The sequence below is a fragment of the Klebsiella sp. 141161 genome, from assembly GCF_050600815.1.
In the GTDB taxonomy this organism is placed as follows: Bacteria; Pseudomonadota; Gammaproteobacteria; order Enterobacterales; family Enterobacteriaceae; genus Klebsiella; species Klebsiella aerogenes.
In genome coordinates, this window is record NZ_JAQIRN010000012.1 from 67,748 (window position 1) to 86,970 (window position 19,223).

The 19,223-nt window shown below is 55.3% G+C and carries 19 protein-coding genes; 15 read left to right on the top strand and 4 right to left on the bottom strand.

Annotated elements, in window-relative coordinates; all coding sequences use genetic code 11:
- Positions 1 to 94: 94 nt before the first annotated feature.
- The 9 genes from udp to tatD all read left to right on the top strand — a co-directional run bounded on the left by udp (position 95) and on the right by tatD (position 8,052).
- A complete protein-coding gene (udp, locus tag PGR79_RS22835) occupies positions 95 to 856 on the top strand; it encodes a uridine phosphorylase (RefSeq protein WP_430922556.1) in 762 nt (253 codons plus the stop codon).
- 138 nt (positions 857 to 994) lie between these two features.
- Entirely contained in the window at positions 995 to 2,443 is a 1,449-nt protein-coding gene (gene rmuC, locus PGR79_RS22840; RefSeq protein ID WP_430922558.1) for a DNA recombination protein RmuC, read from the top strand.
- Between the two features lie 70 nt (positions 2,444 to 2,513).
- On the top strand, positions 2,514 to 3,269 hold the full coding sequence (ubiE, locus tag PGR79_RS22845) for a bifunctional demethylmenaquinone methyltransferase/2-methoxy-6-polyprenyl-1,4-benzoquinol methylase UbiE (protein WP_015368847.1): 756 nt from the start codon (positions 2,514 to 2,516) through the stop codon (positions 3,267 to 3,269).
- A gap of 13 nt (positions 3,270 to 3,282) precedes the next feature.
- Entirely contained in the window at positions 3,283 to 3,888 is a 606-nt protein-coding gene (gene ubiJ, locus PGR79_RS22850; RefSeq protein ID WP_032713803.1) for a ubiquinone biosynthesis protein UbiJ, read from the top strand.
- Positions 3,885 to 5,525, top strand: a complete 1,641-nt coding sequence (ubiB, locus tag PGR79_RS22855; RefSeq protein WP_015368845.1) for a ubiquinone biosynthesis regulatory protein kinase UbiB — start codon at positions 3,885 to 3,887, stop codon at positions 5,523 to 5,525. The genes ubiJ and ubiB overlap by 4 nt, the downstream gene beginning before the upstream one ends.
- Positions 5,526 to 5,656: 131 nt before the next feature.
- Positions 5,657 to 5,908 carry a Sec-independent protein translocase subunit TatA gene (tatA, locus tag PGR79_RS22860; protein ID WP_015368844.1) on the top strand — a complete coding sequence of 84 codons (252 nt, stop codon included), beginning with the start codon at positions 5,657 to 5,659 and terminating at the stop codon, positions 5,906 to 5,908.
- A 3-nt stretch (positions 5,909 to 5,911) separates the two neighbouring features.
- Positions 5,912 to 6,448, top strand: a complete 537-nt coding sequence (gene tatB / locus PGR79_RS22865; RefSeq protein ID WP_087858690.1) for a Sec-independent protein translocase protein TatB — start codon at positions 5,912 to 5,914, stop codon at positions 6,446 to 6,448.
- 3 nt (positions 6,449 to 6,451) lie between these two features.
- Entirely contained in the window at positions 6,452 to 7,225 is a 774-nt protein-coding gene (gene tatC / locus PGR79_RS22870; RefSeq protein ID WP_015368842.1) for a Sec-independent protein translocase subunit TatC, read from the top strand.
- 32 nt (positions 7,226 to 7,257) lie between these two features.
- Positions 7,258 to 8,052 (top strand): 3'-5' ssDNA/RNA exonuclease TatD, encoded by a 795-nt coding sequence (tatD, locus tag PGR79_RS22875; protein WP_213317867.1) that lies wholly within the window; start codon positions 7,258 to 7,260, stop codon positions 8,050 to 8,052.
- A gap of 8 nt (positions 8,053 to 8,060) precedes the next feature.
- Here the strand turns inward: tatD and rfaH are convergent, their stop codons facing one another.
- Positions 8,061 to 8,549 (bottom strand): transcription/translation regulatory transformer protein RfaH, encoded by a 489-nt coding sequence (rfaH, locus tag PGR79_RS22880; RefSeq protein ID WP_015703997.1) that lies wholly within the window; start codon positions 8,547 to 8,549, stop codon positions 8,061 to 8,063.
- Between the two features lie 177 nt (positions 8,550 to 8,726).
- Between rfaH and ubiD the strand changes: the two genes are divergently transcribed.
- Both ubiD and fre read left to right on the top strand, forming a co-directional pair.
- A complete protein-coding gene (ubiD, locus tag PGR79_RS22885) occupies positions 8,727 to 10,196 on the top strand; it encodes a 4-hydroxy-3-polyprenylbenzoate decarboxylase (RefSeq protein ID WP_015368839.1) in 1,470 nt (489 codons plus the stop codon).
- A gap of 55 nt (positions 10,197 to 10,251) precedes the next feature.
- Positions 10,252 to 10,953 carry an NAD(P)H-flavin reductase gene (fre, locus tag PGR79_RS22890; RefSeq protein WP_008807928.1) on the top strand — a complete coding sequence of 234 codons (702 nt, stop codon included), beginning with the start codon at positions 10,252 to 10,254 and terminating at the stop codon, positions 10,951 to 10,953.
- Positions 10,954 to 10,998: 45 nt separating this feature from the next.
- Here fre and PGR79_RS22895 read toward each other — a convergent pair whose 3' ends face one another.
- The 3 genes from PGR79_RS22895 to fadB form a co-directional block, all read right to left on the bottom strand.
- The gene (locus PGR79_RS22895) at positions 10,999 to 11,301 is read right to left on the bottom strand and encodes a hypothetical protein (RefSeq protein ID WP_087858688.1); all 303 of its coding nucleotides are present in this window, start codon (positions 11,299 to 11,301) and stop codon (positions 10,999 to 11,001) included.
- A 162-nt stretch (positions 11,302 to 11,463) separates the two neighbouring features.
- Positions 11,464 to 12,627: an acetyl-CoA C-acyltransferase FadA gene (gene fadA, locus PGR79_RS22900; protein ID WP_015703998.1), complete on the bottom strand. Its 1,164-nt coding sequence runs from the start codon at positions 12,625 to 12,627 to the stop codon at positions 11,464 to 11,466.
- Between the two features lie 9 nt (positions 12,628 to 12,636).
- A complete protein-coding gene (gene fadB / locus PGR79_RS22905) occupies positions 12,637 to 14,826 on the bottom strand; it encodes a fatty acid oxidation complex subunit alpha FadB (RefSeq protein WP_430922562.1) in 2,190 nt (729 codons plus the stop codon).
- Positions 14,827 to 15,017: 191 nt separating this feature from the next.
- On the opposite strand from fadB, the gene pepQ reads away from it, so the two are divergent.
- The 4 genes from pepQ to hemG are packed head-to-tail and all read left to right on the top strand — an operon-like array spanning position 15,018 to position 19,001.
- Positions 15,018 to 16,349, top strand: a complete 1,332-nt coding sequence (gene pepQ, locus PGR79_RS22910) for a Xaa-Pro dipeptidase (RefSeq protein WP_430922564.1) — start codon at positions 15,018 to 15,020, stop codon at positions 16,347 to 16,349.
- Complete coding sequence (locus tag PGR79_RS22915; protein WP_015704001.1) at positions 16,349 to 16,963, top strand: IMPACT family protein; 615 nt, start codon at positions 16,349 to 16,351, stop codon at positions 16,961 to 16,963. Before pepQ ends, PGR79_RS22915 begins: the two co-directional genes overlap by 1 nt.
- A 41-nt stretch (positions 16,964 to 17,004) precedes the next feature.
- Complete coding sequence (gene trkH, locus PGR79_RS22920) at positions 17,005 to 18,456, top strand: Trk system potassium transporter TrkH (RefSeq protein WP_045378745.1); 1,452 nt, start codon at positions 17,005 to 17,007, stop codon at positions 18,454 to 18,456.
- An 11-nt stretch (positions 18,457 to 18,467) separates the two neighbouring features.
- On the top strand, positions 18,468 to 19,001 hold the full coding sequence (gene hemG / locus PGR79_RS22925; protein ID WP_087858686.1) for a menaquinone-dependent protoporphyrinogen IX dehydrogenase: 534 nt from the start codon (positions 18,468 to 18,470) through the stop codon (positions 18,999 to 19,001).
- The last annotated feature ends 222 nt before the right edge of the window (positions 19,002 to 19,223 follow it).

Sequence of the window (19,223 nt, forward strand, 5' to 3'; positions counted from 1 at the left end):
ATGCATGGTGACCATCATCACAAAAATAAGCGAGTAGCTTCTGTAAAGTACCCTTTTGCTTCTGCTGATACTTCGACCCACAGAGGAGTTTTTTATGTCCAAGTCTGATGTTTTTCATCTCGGCCTCACTAAGAACGATTTACAAGGGGCTACGCTGGCTATCGTCCCTGGCGATCCGGAGCGTGTGGAAAAGATCGCCGCGCTGATGGATAAGCCGGTTAAGCTGGCATCACATCGTGAATTTACCTCCTGGCGCGCTGAGCTGGACGGCAAACCGGTGATTGTTTGCTCCACCGGTATCGGCGGCCCGTCGACCTCTATCGCCGTGGAAGAGCTGGCGCAGCTGGGAGTTCGTACCTTCCTGCGTATCGGCACCACCGGCGCGATTCAGCCGCATATCAATGTTGGCGATGTACTGGTGACGACCGGTTCTGTCCGTCTGGACGGCGCCAGCCTGCACTTTGCGCCGATGGAGTTCCCGGCCGTTGCTGACTTCGCCTGTACCACCGCGCTGGTGGAAGCGGCGAAATCAATCGGCGCGACTACGCATATCGGCGTGACTGCTTCCTCTGATACCTTCTATCCAGGCCAGGAGCGTTACGACACCTTCTCCGGCCGCGTCGTGAGCCGTTTCAAAGGCTCGATGGAAGAGTGGCAGGCAATGGGCGTCATGAACTATGAAATGGAATCCGCTACGCTGCTGACCATGTGCGCCAGCCAGGGCCTGCGCGCAGGGATGGTGGCAGGGGTTATCGTCAACCGTACCCAGCAAGAGATCCCTAACGCCGAAACCATGAAGCAAACCGAAAGCTACGCGGTGAAAATCGTTGTGGAAGCGGCGCGCCGTCTGCTGTAGTTCTTCTCTCTTTCTGACAGGGCCGGATCTTCCGGCCCTTCTTTTTTGCGTAGCGCCTCGCAGGAAAATCCTTTTCAACTGGACGTTTGTACAGCACAATTCTATTTTTGTGTCGTAAGTGGTTGCCGGGGAGGCGTTGTGGATATCTCTATTGTGATAAGCGCCGTGGTGGCGCTGGCGGCAGGATTAATCGTTGGCTGGCTGGCGACAAAAGCCCGTGGCGATCAAATCCGTGCCGATCTCATTGAAGAGCGCCGCGAGCTGGATATCGAACTTAGCGCCGCACGTCAGCAGCTGGTGCAGGAATCGCACTGGCGCGATGAGTGCGAACTTCTCAACAACGAGCTGCGCAGCCTACGTGATATCAACACCTCGCTGGAGGCCGACCTGCGTGAAGTGACCACCCGTCTGGAATCTACACAGCTGCACGCCGAAGATAAAATCCGCCAGATGGTCAACAGCGAGCAGCGCCTGAGCGAGCAGTTTGAAAATCTGGCGAACCGCATATTCGAACACAGCAACCGCCGGGTTGATGAACAAAATCGCCAGAGCCTGCATGGCCTGCTGACGCCGTTGCGTGAACAGCTCGACGGCTTCCGTCGCCAGGTGCAGGATAGCTTCGGCCAGGAGGCGCGTGAGCGCCACACGCTGGCGCACGAAATCCGCAACCTGCAACAGCTGAACGCACAGATGGCGCAAGAGGCATTGAACCTGACGAAAGCGCTGAAAGGCGATAACAAAACCCAGGGCAACTGGGGAGAAGTGGTGCTAACCCGCGTGCTGGAGGCCTCCGGCCTGCGCGAAGGCTATGAGTATCAAACTCAGGTGAGTATCGAAACCGATAACCGATCGCGGATGCAGCCGGATGTTATCGTGCGTCTGCCGCAGGGCAAAGACGTGGTTATCGACGCCAAAATGACCCTTGTCGCCTATGAGCGTTATTTCAACGCTGAGGATGATTACACCCGCGAAGCGGCGCTGCAGGAGCATATTGCCTCGGTGCGTAATCACATTCGCCTGCTGGGGCGTAAAGATTACCAACAACTGCCAGGGTTACGTTCGCTCGATTATGTGCTGATGTTCATCCCCGTTGAGCCAGCGTTCCTGCTGGCCATCGACCGTCAACCTGAGCTTATCAGCGAGGCGCTGAAGAACAATATTATGCTGGTTAGCCCGACAACCCTGCTGGTGGCGTTGCGCACCATCGCCAACTTGTGGCGCTATGAGCATCAAAGCCGTAATGCACAGAAAATCGCCGAGCGCGCCGGGCGCCTGTATGACAAGATGCGACTGTTTGTTGACGATATGTCGGCCATTGGTCAAAGCCTTGATAAAGCCCAGGATAACTATCGCCAGGCGATGAAAAAGCTCGCCTCGGGGCGCGGCAACATGCTGGTTCAGGCCGAGTCATTCCGTGGCCTGGGAGTCGAGGTTAAGCGCGGGATTAATCCTGATTTAGTCGAGCAGGCCACGGCGCAGGATGACGAATACCGCCTTGAGGAAGATGAAAATTCACCGCAGGAAGATGTGCTTAGCGCCGATTCCGCGCCTGCAGCGAGAGCAAACGAGCACGTCAGGCCAAGCTGAAACGTATGGGAAATGGCCTGAATCTGTTACACTCGCTGAACATTTTCTTGATAAGTAAGCGGGCATAGAGATGGTTGAGGATTCACAAGAAACAACGCATTTTGGCTTTCAAACGGTAGCCAAAGAGCAGAAGGCGGACATGGTGGCGCATGTATTCCATTCTGTCGCTGCAAAATATGATGTGATGAACGACTTAATGTCGTTCGGGATTCATCGCTTGTGGAAGCGCTTCACCATCGACTGCAGCGGCGTGCGTCGCGGGCAAACCGTGCTGGACTTAGCGGGCGGCACCGGCGACCTGACGGCGAAGTTTTCCCGTCTGGTGGGCGAAACCGGCCGCGTAATGCTCGCCGATATCAATGACTCGATGCTCAAAATGGGCCGCGAAAAACTGCGTAACATCGGTATTGTCGGTAACGTCGAATACGTTCAGGCCAACGCTGAAGCGCTGCCGTTTGCGGATAACACCTTTGACTGCATCACCATCTCCTTTGGCCTGCGTAACGTTACCGATAAAGACAAAGCGCTGCGTTCAATGTACCGCGTGCTGAAACCGGGCGGACGTTTGCTGGTTCTGGAGTTCTCCAAACCGATTCTCGAACCACTGAGCAAAGCCTACGACGCTTATTCCTTCCACGTGCTGCCGAAAGTCGGCGAACTGGTGGCAAACGATGCGGAAAGCTATCGCTATCTGGCGGAATCCATCCGCATGCATCCCGATCAGGACACCCTGAAAGGCATGATGCAGGAGGCGGGTTTTGAAAGCGTCGACTACTACAACCTGACGGCAGGTATTGTCGCGCTACACCGCGGCTATAAGTTCTGACAGGAGGGACGCTATGCCTTTCGCACCACTGGTTACCGCTGGCATCGAAACGGTTCTTAATACTTTTCTCTGGCGCGACCGCGCGCTTAAACCGGCGCGTCAACGCCTGCTGGGGAAAGTGCTGCGCGTAGAGCTCAAAGAGCTGTCGGCGCCTGTCGTGCTGGCCTTTAGCGAGCAGCAAATCGACGTGCTCGGCGCGTGGGAAGGCGAAGCTGACTGTACCGTGATAACCCGCCTGAGCGTGCTGCCGCAGTTGCGTAACCGCCAACAACTGACCGCGCTGATTCGCAGCGGCGATCTGGAAGTACAGGGCGACCTGCAGGTTGTGCAGAACATGGTCGCGCTTTGCGATCTGGCGGAGTTCGACCCGGCAGAGCTACTGGCGCCATATACCGGCGACATCGTCGCTGAAGGGGTTGGCAAGGTGCTTCGCGGCGGTGCGCGCTTCCTGCTGCAGGGCGCGAAAAGCCAGCAGCGCTACGTCGCTGAAGCGATTACCGAAGAGTGGCGACTGGCGCCGGGGCCGTTAGAGATGGCCTGGTTTGCTGAAGAGTCCGCCGCTGTAGAACGCGCGCTGGCCGCACTGGAAAAACGGCTGGAAACGCTGGAGGGCAAATGACGCCAGGAGAATTACGGCGCCTGTATTTTATCATCCGCACCTTTTTGAGTTACGGGCTTGATGAGCTCATTCCCAAAATGCGTATCACGTTGCCGCTGCGCATCTGGCGGCGAATGTTGTTCTGGATGCCGAATCGCCACAAAGATAAACCGCTGGGTCAACGCTTACGCCTGGCGTTGCAGGAGCTGGGCCCGGTGTGGATTAAGTTCGGCCAAATGCTTTCCACCCGTCGCGACCTGTTCCCGCCGCAAATCGCCGATCAACTAGCGCTGCTGCAGGATCGCGTCGCGCCTTTCGATGGCAAACTGGCTAAACAACAGATCGAACAAGCGATGGGCGGTTTGCCCATTGAAGCCTGGTTCGATGATTTCGCCATTGAGCCGCTCGCTTCCGCCTCCATTGCCCAGGTCCATACCGCGCGCCTGAAAGACAACGGTAAAGAGGTCGTCATCAAGGTCATCCGCCCGGATATCTTGCCGGTAATTAAAGCGGACATGAAATTAATCTACCGCCTGGCGCGCTGGGTGCCTCGTCTGCTGCCGGATGGTCGCCGTTTGCGTCCGCAGGAAGTCGTCCGCGAGTATGAAAAAACGCTGATGGACGAGCTGAACCTGTTACGCGAGTCGGCTAACGCTATTCAGCTACGACGCAATTTCGAAGACAGCCCAATGCTATACGTGCCGGAAGTCTATTCCGATTACTGCAGCGAAGGCATGATGGTGATGGAGCGGATCTACGGTATTCCGGTTTCCGATGTCGCCGCGCTGGAAGCCCAGGGCACCAACATGCAGTTGCTCGCGGAGCGTGGGGTGCAGGTCTTCTTTACCCAGGTGTTCCGCGACAGCTTTTTCCATGCGGATATGCATCCGGGTAATATTTTCGTTAGCTACGATCATCCACATGACCCGCAATATATCGGTATCGACTGCGGTATCGTCGGCTCGCTGAACAAAGACGATAAGCGCTATCTGGCAGAAAACTTTATCGCTTTCTTCAACCGCGATTATCGTAAGGTTGCCGAGCTGCACGTCGATTCCGGCTGGGTGCCGCCGGATACCAACGTTGAAGAGTTTGAGTTTGCGATTCGTACCGTGTGCGAGCCCATCTTTGAAAAGCCGCTGGCGGAAATCTCCTTCGGCCACGTATTGCTGAATCTGTTTAACACCGCGCGGCGTTTCAATATGGAAGTACAGCCGCAGCTGGTTTTGCTTCAGAAGACATTACTTTACGTAGAAGGGGTAGGTCGTCAGCTCTATCCTCAGTTAGACTTGTGGAAAACGGCGAAGCCTTTCCTCGAGTCGTGGATTAAGGATCAGGTCGGTATTCCCGCGCTGGTGCGAGCGTTTAAAGAAAAAGCGCCGTTCTGGATTGAAAGGATGCCGGAAATTCCTGAGCTGGTGTACCAAAGCCTGCAGCAGAGCAAACAGCTGCAGACCAGCGTCGATACTATCGTGCGCGACTTCCAGGTGCGTCACGTGCGTCAGGGGCAGTCCCGCTATCTGTTTGGTATAGGCGCCGTTTTGCTTTTAAGCGGTACGCTGTTATTTATCCACCGCCCGGAGTGGGGCATGATGCCAGGCTGGCTGATGGCCGGCGGCGTCGTAACCTGGCTTATTGGTTGGCGAAAAACGCGCTGACAGGTTTCGCGTTTATTCTGGCGCATTGATTCTTGCGCGAAGTCATGTGAGCGGCCTGACAAAGAGGCGTCTCACCGGATGACGTGTATAATGCGCTCTCATCATTCATCATCTGTCATAGGGGAACGTGTATGGGTGGTATCAGTATTTGGCAGTTATTAATTGTTGTCGTCATCGTAGTTCTGCTTTTCGGGACGAAGAAGCTGAGCTCGCTGGGTTCGGATTTAGGCGCATCGATCAAGGGCTTTAAAAAAGCGATGAGCGATGATGAGAAATCTGATAAATCCTCAGCCGATGCAGATTTTGCAGCGAAAACTATCGCTGATAAACAAGATGATGCGAAAAAAGACGAGACAAAACGCCACGACAAAGAGCAGGTGTAATTCGTGTTCGATATCGGTTTTAGTGAACTATTGCTGGTGTTCGTGATTGGCCTCATCGTATTGGGGCCACAGCGACTACCCGTCGCCGTCAAAACGGTGGCCAGCTGGATCCGTACGTTGCGCTCGCTGGCGACCACCGTACAAAATGAGCTTGCCCAGGAGCTAAAACTGCAGGAGTTTCAGGAGAGCCTGAAGAAGGTGGAGAAGGCCAGCCTGGATAATCTGACTCCGGAGCTCAAAGCCTCGATGGATGAACTGCGCGAAGCGGCCGAATCCATGAAGCGTTCCTATACCGCCCACGATCCTGAAAAGGCCAGCGACGAAGCGAACACCATCCATAATCCGGTCGTCAAAGGTAGCGAAGCGCAGCGCCAGGATGTCACACCGGCAACGGCGGAACATCAGGTCAGCGCCCCGGCACATACGCCGGAGCCCGTTGCCGAGGAGCCATCCGTTTCGCCGGCTGAAGTCCCGGCGGTTAAGGAAAAAGCCGCCGCGGCAGTGCCAGATTCTTCCCCCGCATCGAGTGATAAAGCGTAAAAAATGGGCGTAGACGAGACTCAACCGTTAATTTCACATCTGATTGAGCTGCGTAAGCGCCTGCTCAACAGCATCATTGCCATCCTGGTGATCTTCCTGGCGTTGGTTTACTTCGCCAACGATATCTATCAACTGGTTTCCGCTCCGCTTATCAGCAAAATGCCGGTAGGCGCGACGATGATCGCCACCGATGTCGCTTCTCCTTTCTTCACGCCGATCAAACTGACCTTTATGGTCTCGGTGATCCTGTCAGTGCCGGTCATTCTTTATCAGGTATGGGCATTCGTGGCGCCGGCGCTGTATAAGCATGAACGTCGGCTGGTCATGCCGCTGCTGGTTTCCAGTACGCTGCTGTTCTATATCGGCATGGCTTTCGCTTATTTCGTCGTGTTCCCGCTGGCATTCGGCTTCCTGACTCACGCCGCGCCGGAAGGGGTATTAGTTTCGACCGATATCCGTAGCTACCTCGATTTTGTCATGGCGCTGTTCATGGCTTTTGGCGTGTCGTTTGAAGTGCCGGTCGCCATCGTCCTGCTCTGCTGGATGGGCGTCACGACGCCGGAGGATTTGCGTAAAAAACGGCCCTACGTGCTGGTGGGCGCCTTCGTGGTCGGTATGCTGCTGACGCCGCCGGATGTGTTCTCGCAAACGCTGTTGGCCATCCCCATGTATTGCCTGTTTGAAGTCGGGGTGTTCTTTGCCCGTTTCTATACCGGTAAACGCCTGACGCGTGACGAAGATGCCGCCGCCGAAGAGGCGGAGAGCAAAGAAGAGTAACAACGCCAACCGCCCGTCAGGGCGGTTGTCATATGGGAGCTATGATGTTTGATATTGGCGTGAATCTGACCAGCTCGCAGTTTTCTCGCGACCACGACGACGTGGTTGCGCGCGCGCAGGCGGCGGGTGTTCATGGGATGCTGCTAACCGGCACCAATCTGCATGAAAGCCAGCAGGCGCAGCAGATGGCTGGCCGTTACGCCAACTGCTGGTCTACCGCGGGTGTGCATCCGCACGATAGCAGCACCTGGACTGAGTCGGTGGCCGAAGAAATCCACGCGCTGGCCCGCCAGCCGCAGGTGGCGGCGATTGGCGAATGCGGTCTTGATTTCAACCGTAATTTCTCAACGCCGCAGGAACAAGAGAAGGCATTCAGCGCCCAGCTGGCGCTGGCGGCCGAGCTCTCAATGCCGGTATTTTTACACTGCCGCGACGCCCATCAACGGTTCCTTGAGCTGCTGGAGCCGTGGCTCAATAAACTGCCAGGCGCCGTGTTGCACTGCTTTACCGGTAGCCGCGAGGAAGTAATTCAGTGTCTTGATAGAGGTTTATTTATCGGTATCACCGGCTGGGTGTGCGATGAGCGGCGGGGACTGGAGCTTCGTGAACTGTTGCCGGCGATCCCGGCGGAACGTCTGCTGCTGGAGACCGATGCGCCATATCTATTACCGAGGGATATGAAGCCGAAGCCCTCCTCGCGGCGCAACGAGCCCGCTTATCTGCCGCATATTCTGGCAAGCGTAGCGGGCTGGCGAGGCGAGGAAGCGCAATGGTTGGAGGAGGTTACGGATGCGAACGTCAGGAAGCTGTTTGGCGTGCGCTTTTAACCGCGCCGTCAGATTTTATAGAAGTCGGTATTTTTAACGCTTTGCAGGACCTGTTTATTCAACAGATTGAGGAGCAGCATTGAACGGGCTTCGCCGTCGGGCTCGGTGAAGATAGCCTGCAGTCCTTCAAAAGCGCCGTCGGTGATCAACACGCTATCGCCTTCATGAGGCGTTTCCGGGTCGGTAATACCTTCCGGTTTATAGATAGAAAGCTGGTGAATCACCTCTGAAGGGACCACTGCCGGTTGGGCGCCAAAACGAACGAAACTGTTCACCCCTCGGGTAGCGCTGATGGTGGTGGTATGAATGATCTCGGGATCGAATTCGACGAACAGATAGTTTGGGAACAGGGGCTCGCTGACCGTAGTACGTTTACCACGGATGATTTTTTCCAGCGCGATCGTCGGCATCAGGCAATTGACTGCCTGACGTTCAAGGTGTTCCTGGGCGCGCTGAAGCTGCCCACGTTTGCAATAAAGTAAGTACCAGGCTTGCATAATGACTCTTTCCGCTTTACTACCTGCAAGCATAACAAAAGCCTGGAACAATCGCGAAAACCATTATAAGCGAAAGCGTAAATAGCCTGTTCATTTACGCTTATTTAACAAAAGTACAGCATCGTTGCGGCGAAAATCGTATAATCAGCCGCTTGTATAGAGGTCAATAATAACTCCATGAAATACCACGATCTACGCGACTTTCTGACATTACTTGAGCAGCAGGGCGAGCTAAAACGGATAACCCTGCCGGTCGACCCGCATCTGGAAATTACCGAAATTGCCGACCGCACCCTGCGTGCCGGCGGCCCGGCGCTGCTGTTTGAAAACCCGAAAGGCTACTCGATGCCGGTGCTGTGTAACTTGTTTGGCACGCCGCGTCGTGTGGCGCTGGGGATGGGCCAGGAAGACGTCAGTTCGCTACGGGAAGTCGGGAAGCTATTGGCCTTTCTGAAAGAGCCGGAGCCGCCAAAAGGCTTCCGCGATCTGTTTGATAAGCTGCCGCAGTTCAAGCAAGTGTTGAATATGCCGACCAAACGCCTGCGCGGCGCGCCTTGTCAGCAAAAAATCATCCAGGGCGATGATGTCGATCTCAACAAAATACCGATTATGACCTGCTGGCCGGAAGATGCCGCGCCGCTGATTACCTGGGGGCTGACGGTGACCCGAGGCCCGCACAAAGAGAGGCAAAATCTGGGTATTTATCGCCAGCAGCTGATCGGCAAAAATAAACTCATCATGCGTTGGTTGTCCCACCGCGGCGGCGCGCTCGATTTCCAGGAGTGGTGCGCGGCGCATCCCGGCGAACGTTTTCCGGTTTCCGTGGCGCTTGGCGCCGATCCGGCGACCATTCTGGGCGCGGTGACGCCGGTGCCCGATACCCTGTCGGAATACGCTTTCGCAGGCTTGCTGCGCGGCACCAAGACCGAAGTGGTTAAATGCGTTTCCAATGACCTTGAAGTGCCGGCCAGCGCGGAAATCGTGCTTGAAGGCTACATTGAGGCCGGCGAGATGGCGCCGGAAGGGCCATACGGCGATCATACCGGCTACTACAATGAAGTAGACAGCTTCCCGGTATTTACGGTGACCCATATTACCCAGCGCGAAGACGCGATTTATCATTCGACCTATACCGGCCGTCCGCCGGATGAACCTGCGGTGCTGGGCGTGGCGCTTAACGAAGTCTTTGTGCCTATTCTGCAAAAGCAGTTCCCGGAAATCGTCGACTTCTATCTGCCGCCGGAAGGATGTTCCTATCGCCTGGCGGTGGTCACCATGAAAAAACAGTACGCAGGCCATGCCAAGCGCGTGATGATGGGCGTCTGGTCGTTCCTGCGCCAGTTCATGTATACCAAGTTCGTGATTGTCTGCGACGATGACGTGAACGCGCGCGACTGGAATGACGTGATTTGGGCGATTACTACCCGTATGGACCCGGCTCGTGATACGGTACTGGTAGAAAATACGCCAATAGATTATCTGGATTTTGCCTCGCCGGTTTCCGGCCTGGGTTCAAAAATGGGGCTGGATGCCACAAATAAATGGCCTGGCGAAACCCAGCGTGAATGGGGTCGTCCAATCAAAAAAGATCCTGAGGTGACGGCGCGTATCGACGCCATCTGGGATGAACTGGCCATCTTTAAATAACAGTAAGCGGGGCTAACGCCGCTGTTTTGCTCTATAGACCCGACAGAGGGGACGCATGACAACCTTAAGCTGTAAAGTGACCTCGGTGGAGGCGATTACCGATACCGTGTATCGCGTTCGATTAGTACCGGAAGCGGCATTTTCTTTCCGCGCCGGCCAGTATCTGATGGTAGTGATGGATGAGCGCGACAAGCGTCCGTTCTCTATGGCTTCCACGCCGTCAGAGCACGAGTTTATCGAGCTGCATATCGGTGCTTCTGAACTCAATCTGTATGCGATGGCGGTGATGGATCGCATTCTGAAAGAGCGTGAAATTGAGGTTGATATTCCGCATGGCGAAGCGTGGCTGCGCGATGACGAAGATCGCCCGCTGATTCTGATCGCCGGTGGTACCGGATTCTCTTATGTGCGTTCTATTCTGTTAACCGCGCTGGCGCGTAACCCGGATCGTGATATCGCCATTTATTGGGGCGGCCGCGAGGCTAAGCATCTGTACGATCTGGCCGAGCTGGAAGCGTTAAGCATCAAGCATCCGAATCTGCGCATCGAGCCGGTGGTCGAGCAGCCGGAAGAAGGGTGGCGTGGTCGCTCCGGTACGGTACTCACCGCCGTGCTGCAGGATTACGGTACGCTGGCCGAGCATGATATTTACATTGCCGGTCGTTTTGAGATGGCCAAAATTGCCCGCGACCTGTTCTGTAATGAGCGCGGCGCGCGTGAAGATCGCCTGTTTGGCGATGCGTTTGCGTTTATCTGATCGTGTTTCTAATAAGCATCCAGGCGCGAGACCCGGATGCTTTTTTTACTGCATATCGCTGAAGTAAACGTACAGCGGCCGCTCGTTTTCCAGCAAACAGAGCATGTTTCCAACGGTGTCGCCTTTTTTTGCCAGCGTTGCGGTTAGTTGCGTCGCAATATGCTGGGAACCTACCTTCTCATCATAGCGTTCGCTATTAATATCAGTGATATCTACATGGCTTAATTGCTGGTTAGGCGCCATTTTGCTGATCCCCCATGATAGACACGCCTGAGCGTCAGTTTGTTCATCGGCGAGAGCTGCAGCTGGTAATGCAATCAGTGGGAGAATTAGTAAGAGTTTTTTCATAACTAGTTATTATCCTTAATGATTTATACAGTAGTGGAGATAATAACTGAATGATAGAAATAAAAAACCCGCCCCTGACAGGCGGGAAGAACGGCAACTAAACCCCCTCTAATCCATTATTGCCTGTTGGCTGGCAGGCAATAATGGCATCGAGTTTTTTACCTACATCCTCTCGAATACGGTGGCGATCCCCTGACCTAAACCGATGCACATGGTCGCCAGACCGAACTGCGCGTCTTTGCGTTCCATCTGATTGATCAAGGTGGTGCTAATACGCGCCCCGGAACAGCCCAACGGGTGGCCGAGCGCGATCGCGCCGCCGTTGAGGTTGATCTTCTCGTCGATCTGCTCCATTAACCCCAGATCTTTAATACATGGCAGGATCTGCGCGGCAAACGCTTCATTCATTTCAAAGACGTCGATATCGCTGGTGGATAATCCCGCTTTTTTCAGGGCCAGCTTTGAGGCCGGAACCGGGCCATAACCCATAATGGACGGATCGCAGCCGACCACCGCCATTGAACGGACGCGAGCGCGCGGCTTCAGCCCCAGCTCGCGGGCGCGGCTTTCGCTCATCAGCAGCATTGCCGCCGCGCCGTCGGAAAGCGCGGAAGAGGTGCCTGCCGTGACCGTGCCGGTCACCGGATCGAAAGCCGGTCTCAGCGCCGCCAGCGCTTCTACGGTGGTTTCCGGGCGGATGACTTCGTCATAATTAAAGGATTTCAGCACGCCGTCGGCATCGTGGCCGCCGGTCGGGATAATCTCCGCCTTGAATGCCCCGGATTGCGTCGCCGCCCAGGCGCGAGCGTGGGAACGTGCGGCGAATTGATCCTGCATTTCACGGCTAATGCCGTGTAGACGCGCCAGCATTTCCGCGGTCAGCCCCATCATACCGGCGGCTTTCGCCACGTTACGGCTAAGGCCCGGGTGGAAATCGACACCATGACTCATTGGCACATGGCCCATGTGCTCAACGCCGCCAATCAGGCAGACGCTGGCGTCGCCGGTCATGATCATACGGGCGGCATCGTGCAGCGCCTGCATGGAGGAACCGCACAGGCGGTTAACCGTTGTTGCCGGTACCGAGTGCGGTATTTCCGCCAGCAGCGCGGCGTTACGCGCAATGTTGAAACCCTGCTCCAGCGTTTGTTGCACGCAGCCCCAGTAAATATCGTCAATCGCGCTCGCCTCAAGGGACGGGTTACGCGAAAGCAGGCTTCGCATCAGGTGCGCGGAGAGGTCTTCCGCACGCACGTTGCGAAAGGCGCCGCCCTTTGAACGGCCCATCGGGGTGCGAATTGCATCGACAATGACAACCTGTTCCATTGTGACTCCTTAAGCCGTTTTCAGTTCGCCAACCGGACGGGCTGGTTCTACTGGAGGATAATACGCTTCGTTATGACGGGCCTTATTACGCAGACCCTCCGGCACGGCATAAAGCGGGCCGAGGTGCTGGTATTGCTGCGCCATATCGAGATATTTTGCGCTGCCGATGGTGTCCAGCCAGCGGAATGCGCCGCCGTGGAATGGAGGGAAGCCCAGGCCGTATACCAGCGCCATATCCGCTTCCGCCGGGCTGGCGATAATGCCTTCTTCCAGGCAGCGAACAACTTCGTTAACCATTGGGATCATCATGCGGGCGATAATCTCTTCATCGCTGAAATCGCGCTTCGGCTGGCTGACTTCGGCCAGCAGACTATCGACTGCGGCATCTTCTTCTTTCTTCGGCTTACCTTTACTGTCTTCTTTATAACGCCAGAAACCGAGGCCGTTCTTCTGGCCGAAACGGCTGGCGTCAAACAGCGCGTCGATAGCATCGCGATAATCTTTCTGCATCCGCTGTGGGAACCCCGCCGCCATTACCGCCTGAGCATGGTGCGCGGTATCGATGCCGACAACATCCAGCAGATAGGCCGGGCCCATCGGCCAGCCAAACTGTTTTTCCATCACTTTGTCGACTTTGCGGAAATCCGCGCCGTCGCGCAGCAGCTGGCTGAAGCCTGCGAAATAGGGGAACAGTACGCGGTTGACGAAGAAGCCGGGGCAATCATTCACCACGATCGGTGTTTTGCCCATTTTGCTGGCCCAGGCCACGACTTTGGCAATGGTCTTGTCCGAAGTTTTCTCGCCGCGGATCACTTCAACCAGCGGCATGCGATGTACCGGGTTAAAGAAGTGCATACCGCAGAAATTCTCCGGGCGCTGCAGAACGCCGGCCAGCTCGCTGATAGGAATCGTTGAGGTGTTGGAAGCCAGCACGGTGTCCGGACGCACTTTCTCTTCGGTTTCCGCCAGTACCGCTTTCTTCACTTTCGGGTTTTCCACCACCGCTTCAACGACGACGTCCACGCGGTCAAAACCGCTATATTCCAGCGTTGGCTGAATGGTGCTAATCACTCCGGCCAGCTTCAGACCGTCGATTTTTCCGCGTTCCAGCTGTTTATTCAGCAGCTTCGCCGCTTCGGTCATGCCAAGGGTCAGCGATTTGTCGCTAATGTCTTTCATCACCACCGGCACGCCTTTCCAGGCTGACTGGTAAGCGATGCCGCCACCCATTATGCCGGCGCCTAAGACGGCAGCATGCTTCGGCGTCTCGACATCTTTAGTGAGTTTTTTCGCTTTCGCTTTGACGTACTGGTCGTTAAGGAAGATGCCGACCAGCGCGCGCGCTTCGTTGGTATGCGCCAACGGAACAAAACTTTGGTTTTCCAGCTTCAGCGCGTCGTCACGGCCAAGACGCGCGGCGGCTTCGATGGTTTTTACCGCGGTGATCGGCGCCGGGTAATGTTTTCCGGCGGTTTGCGCGACCATACCTTTGGCAATAGTGAAGCTCATGGCGGCTTCAATTTTGCTGAGCTTCAGCGGCTCCAGTTTCGGCTGACGTTTGGCTTTCCAGTCCAGGTCGCCATTAATCGCCTGGCGCAGAATCGCCAGCGCGCCGTCATGCAGTTTTTCCGCGGCAACAATGCCGTCAATGAGGCCAATTTTCAGCGCTTGATCGGCGCCGACGTCTTTACCGGCGGCAATAATTTCCAGCGCGCTATCGGCGCCGAGCAGGCGCGGCAGACGTACGGAACCGCCGAAGCCAGGCATAATGCCCAACTTGGTTTCCGGCAGGCCGATGCGCAGATCCGGCGTGGCGAGGCGATAGTCGGTCGCCAGCACGCATTCGCAGCCGCCGCCCAGCGCGTAGCCGTTAACCGCTGACAGAGTAGGGACCGGTAAATCTTCCAGGCGATTGAAGACGCTGTTGGCAAAGTGCAGCCACTGGCTCAACTGTTCTTCCGGCACCAGGAATAGTGAAAGGAATTCGGTGATATCGGCGCCGACGATAAAGGCCGCTTTTTCAGAGCGCAGCAGCAGCCCTTTGAGATCTTTTTGTTTTTCGAGTACGTCCAGCGCGTGGCCGAGGCTGGCAACGGTTGCAGTATCAAGCTTGTTAACCGAGCCGGGGGCGTCGAAAACCAGTTCGGCAATGCCATCTTCCAGCCAGTCGAGGTACAGGGTGTCGCCTTTGTAGAGCATGTCAGTCTCCTGAATCCAGCAATATGATCTGGTCATACCAGATGAGTCGGAGTGTGGAATTTATGTTAAGAAAATGCAAATTACTCTTTAAATAATTGCTGGTCGGATCACATCCGGTAGAAATCACCCGGCCTGGAGCCAATGTGCTAAGATGCGGAGAATCACGATCCAATAAAAGCAAAGGATAAAAGATGGAATCACTGGCCGCGCTTTATAAAAATCATATCGTTACCCTACAAGAACGTACCCGCAAAGTTTTAGATCGCTTCAAGCTGGATGCTCTGCTTATCCACTCCGGAGAGCTGATCAATGTCTTCCTCGACGATCATCCGTATCCGTTTAAGGTTAACCCGCAGTTTAAGGCGTGGGTGCCGGTGACCCAGGTGCCAAACTGCTGGCTGCTGGTGGATGGCGTGAATAAACCGAAACTGTGGTTCTATCTGCCGGTCGATTACTGGCACAACGTTGAGCCGCTGCCGACCTCTTTCTGGACTGAGGAAGTAGATGTCATTGCGTTGCCGAAAGCCGACGGTATTGGCGGTCAACTGCCCGCGGCGCGTGGCAACATCGCGTATATCGGCCCGGTGCCGGAACGTGCTTTAGGTCTGGAGATCGCGGCAGACAAAATCAACCCGAAAGGCGTTATCGACTATCTGCATTATTATCGCGCTTACAAAACCGATTATGAGCTGGCCTGTATGCGTGAAGCGCAGAAATCGGCGGTCAACGGCCATCGCGCGGCCCACGAAGCTTTCCAGTCGGGGATGAGCGAGTTCGATATTAATCAGGCTTACCTGACGGCGACCGGTCATCGCGATACCGACGTCCCTTACAGCAATATCGTGGCGCTGAATGAGCATGCGGCCGTATTGCACTACACCAAGCTGGATCACCGTGCGCCAACCGAGATGCGCAGCTTCCTGTTGGATGCGGGCGCAGAGTACAACGGCTATGCCGCGGACCTGACTCGTACCTGGGCAGGCCACAGCGACAACGATTTCGCGCAGCTGATTAAAGACGTTAACGACGAGCAACTGGCGCTGATTAGCACCATGAAGTCCGGCACCAGTTACGTTGATTACCATATTCAGTTCCATCAGCGCATCGCAAAGCTGCTGCGTAAACACCAGCTAGTGACCGGCATGAGCGAAGAGGCGATGGTGGAAAACGATCTGACCGGACCGTTTATGCCGCACGGGATTGGTCATCCGCTGGGCCTGCAGGTTCATGATGTCGCCGGTTTCATGCAGGACGATACCGGTACGCATCTGGCGGCGCCGTCGAAGTATCCTTACCTGCGTTGCACCCGTATTCTCGAGCCGCGTATGGTGTTGACTATCGAACCAGGCATCTACTTTATTGAGTCGCTATTGACGCCTTGGCGTGAAGGGCAGTTCAGCAAGCACTTCAACTGGCAGAAAATTGAAGCCATGAAGCCGTTTGGCGGGATTCGTATCGAAGATAACGTGGTGGTTCACGAAAACAGCATCGAAAATATGACGCGCGATCTGAAACTGGCGTAATGGAAAGTTGGTTGGTGCCGGCCGCGCCGGTGAGCGTTGTTGAAGAGATCAAAAAGAGCCGTTTCATCACGCTGTTGGCGCATACCGACGGCGTGGCGGCGGCGAAAGCGTTTGTCGAATCGGTCAGGGCTGAGCACCCGGACGCCCGTCACCACTGCGTGGCGTGGGTTGCCGGGCCTCCTGATGATTCACAGCAGCTGGGGTTCTCTGACGATGGCGAACCGGCGGGAACGGCAGGTAAACCCATGCTGGCGCAGCTGATGGGCAGCGGCGTCGGCGAGATAACCGCGGTGGTGGTGCGCTACTACGGTGGTATTCTGCTGGGTACCGGCGGCCTGGTGAAGGCCTATGGCGGCGGCGTCCATCAGGCGCTTGCGCAGTTGAAAACGCAGCGCAAGACGCCGTTAACCGCATATACTTTGCAATGTGAATACGGACAGCTGGCCGGGGTAGAAGCGTTGCTGGCGCAGTTCTCGGGCATTATTGTGGAAAGCGAATATCAGGCGTCTGTGCAACTGCGCGTCGCGCTTCCGCAAGCTGAAGTGGCCTCTTTTTCGACAAAACTGGCTGATTTTAGTCGTGGTTCATTGCAATTACTGAAGATTGACGAATAATCCCCACCTGATTTTTTTGTAACCCAAAGGAAGCGCCAGAGATGCATTTTCGCGCGATAACCCGAATCGTTGGACTGTTGGTCATCTTATTTTCGGGGACGATGATTGTCCCGGGATTAGTGGCCCTGATATATCGCGATGGCGCGGGGCGAGCTTTCACCCAAACCTTCTTTGTTGCCCTGGCGATCGGCTCCATGCTGTGGTGGCCGAACCGTAAGCAAAAAGGCGAGCTGAAATCCCGTGAAGGATTTCTGATAGTCGTATTGTTCTGGACGGTGCTGGGCAGCGTCGGTGCGTTACCGTTTATCTTTGCTGAACAGCCTAATCTGACGGTGACGGATGCCTTTTTTGAATCCTTCTCCGGCTTAACCACTACCGGCGCGACGACGCTGGTGGGGCTTGACTCACTGCCTCATGCCATCCTGTTCTATCGCCAGATGCTGCAGTGGTTCGGTGGTATGGGTATCATCGTGCTGGCGGTGGCGATTTTGCCTATCCTTGGCGTCGGCGGGATGCAGCTCTACCGGGCGGAAATGCCGGGCCCGTTGAAAGACAATAAGATGCGACCGCGTATTGCCGAAACGGCAAAAACGCTGTGGCTTATTTATGTCTTATTGACCGTCGCCTGCGCATTAGCGCTATGGTTTGCCGGGATGCCGGCGTTTGATGCGATTGGCCATAGCTTTGCGACCATCGCTATCGGCGGCTTCTCAACTCACGATGCCAGCGTCGGCTACTTTAATAGCCCGATGATTAACTCCATCATCGCCATCTTCCTCCTAATCTCCGGCTGTAACTATGGCCTGCACTTTTCGCTATTAAGTGGGCGCAGTTTACGGGTTTACTGGCGTGATCCGGAATTCAGAATGTTTATCGGTGTTCAGCTAACCCTGGTTATCGTCTGTACGCTGGTATTGTGGTTACATAATGTCTACGGCTCGGTGTTAACAACGCTGAACCAGGCGTTCTTCCAGGTGGTGTCGATGGCGACGACCGCTGGGTTTACCACCGACAGTATTGCGCGTTGGCCGTTGTTCCTGCCGGTGCTGCTGCTCTGTTCGGCTTTCATCGGCGGCTGCGCCGGGTCAACGGGCGGTGGTTTAAAGGTCATTCGTATCCTGTTGCTGTTTAAGCAGGGGAATCGTGAGCTTAAGCGCCTGGTGCACCCGAATGCGGTCTATAGCATTAAGTTAGGTAACCGCGCGCTGCCGGAACGTATTCTGGAAGCCGTGTGGGGATTCTTCTCCGCCTATGCGCTGGTCTTTATCATTAGTATGCTGGCGATAATCGCGACTGGGGTTGATGACTTTTCTGCCTTTGCTTCAGTTGTGGCGACATTGAACAACCTGGGGCCTGGTCTTGGGGTCGTTGCTGATAACTTTGCGACAATGAACCCGGTCGCGAAATGGATCCTGATTGCTAATATGCTGTTTGGTCGTCTGGAAGTGTTCACCTTATTGGTGCTCTTTACTCCCACTTTCTGGCGCGATTAACAGGAGTGCTCGTGAAAACTTTAATTCTTTTCTCCACCCGGGATGGGCAGACCCGTGAAATTGCCTCCTATCTGGCCTCTGAACTCAAAGAGCTGGGGGTTGATGCGGATACTGTGAACCTGAACCGTACCGAGACGGTTGAGTGGCATCATTACGATCGGGTGGTGATTGGCGCTTCTATTCGCTACGGGCACTTTCATCCAGCGCTGGACCGCTTCGTGAAAAAGCATCTGGCATCTCTGCAGGCGTTGCCGGGAGCGTTCTTCTCGGTAAACCTGGTGGCGCGCAAACCGGAAAAGCGAACGCCGCAAACCAACAGCTATACGCGCAAGTTTCTCCTTAACTCGCCGTGGCAGCCGCAGAGCTGCGCGGTATTTGCCGGTGCGCTGCGTTATCCGCGCTATCGCTGGTACGATCGAATAATGATTCGCTTAATTATGAAGATGACCGGCGGGGAAACGGATACTAGTAAAGAAGTGGTTTATACCGATTGGCCGCAGGTGGCCAGATTTGCCCGAGAAATCGCGCAAATGACGAGCAAATAGCGCGTAAAACTCGCGTTATGGTGGAAAATCGAGCGAACGAAAAGTTTTTTTGAATTTCCTCTTGTCACTTCAGAATTACTCCCTATAATGCGCCTCCACTGACACGGAACAACGGCAAGCAAGCCGCCGGGTCAGCGGGGTTCCGGTGAGAACCTCGCGGAGAAAAGCAAAAATAAATGCTTGACTCTGAGGCGGGAAAGCGTAATATGCACACCCCGCGCC

Bases quoted from the DNA above. Each gene is read 5' to 3' on its own strand.
- udp (WP_430922556.1), top strand. From the start codon at position 95: ATGTCCAAGTCTGATGTTTTTCATCTCGGCCTCACTAAGAACGATTTA.
- ubiE (WP_015368847.1), top strand. From the start codon at position 2,514: ATGGTTGAGGATTCACAAGAAACAACGCATTTTGGCTTTCAAACGGTA.
- ubiJ (WP_032713803.1), top strand. From the start codon at position 3,283: ATGCCTTTCGCACCACTGGTTACCGCTGGCATCGAAACGGTTCTTAAT.
- ubiB (WP_015368845.1), top strand. From the start codon at position 3,885: ATGACGCCAGGAGAATTACGGCGCCTGTATTTTATCATCCGCACCTTT.
- tatA (WP_015368844.1), top strand. From the start codon at position 5,657: ATGGGTGGTATCAGTATTTGGCAGTTATTAATTGTTGTCGTCATCGTA.
- tatC (WP_015368842.1), top strand. From the start codon at position 6,452: ATGGGCGTAGACGAGACTCAACCGTTAATTTCACATCTGATTGAGCTG.
- tatD (WP_213317867.1), top strand. From the start codon at position 7,258: ATGGGAGCTATGATGTTTGATATTGGCGTGAATCTGACCAGCTCGCAG.
- rfaH (WP_015703997.1), bottom strand. From the start codon at position 8,549: ATGCAAGCCTGGTACTTACTTTATTGCAAACGTGGGCAGCTTCAGCGC.
- ubiD (WP_015368839.1), top strand. From the start codon at position 8,727: ATGAAATACCACGATCTACGCGACTTTCTGACATTACTTGAGCAGCAG.
- fre (WP_008807928.1), top strand. From the start codon at position 10,252: ATGACAACCTTAAGCTGTAAAGTGACCTCGGTGGAGGCGATTACCGAT.
- PGR79_RS22895 (WP_087858688.1), bottom strand. From the start codon at position 11,301: ATGAAAAAACTCTTACTAATTCTCCCACTGATTGCATTACCAGCTGCA.
- fadA (WP_015703998.1), bottom strand. From the start codon at position 12,627: ATGGAACAGGTTGTCATTGTCGATGCAATTCGCACCCCGATGGGCCGT.
- fadB (WP_430922562.1), bottom strand. From the start codon at position 14,826: ATGCTCTACAAAGGCGACACCCTGTACCTCGACTGGCTGGAAGATGGC.
- pepQ (WP_430922564.1), top strand. From the start codon at position 15,018: ATGGAATCACTGGCCGCGCTTTATAAAAATCATATCGTTACCCTACAA.
- PGR79_RS22915 (WP_015704001.1), top strand. From the start codon at position 16,349: ATGGAAAGTTGGTTGGTGCCGGCCGCGCCGGTGAGCGTTGTTGAAGAG.
- trkH (WP_045378745.1), top strand. From the start codon at position 17,005: ATGCATTTTCGCGCGATAACCCGAATCGTTGGACTGTTGGTCATCTTA.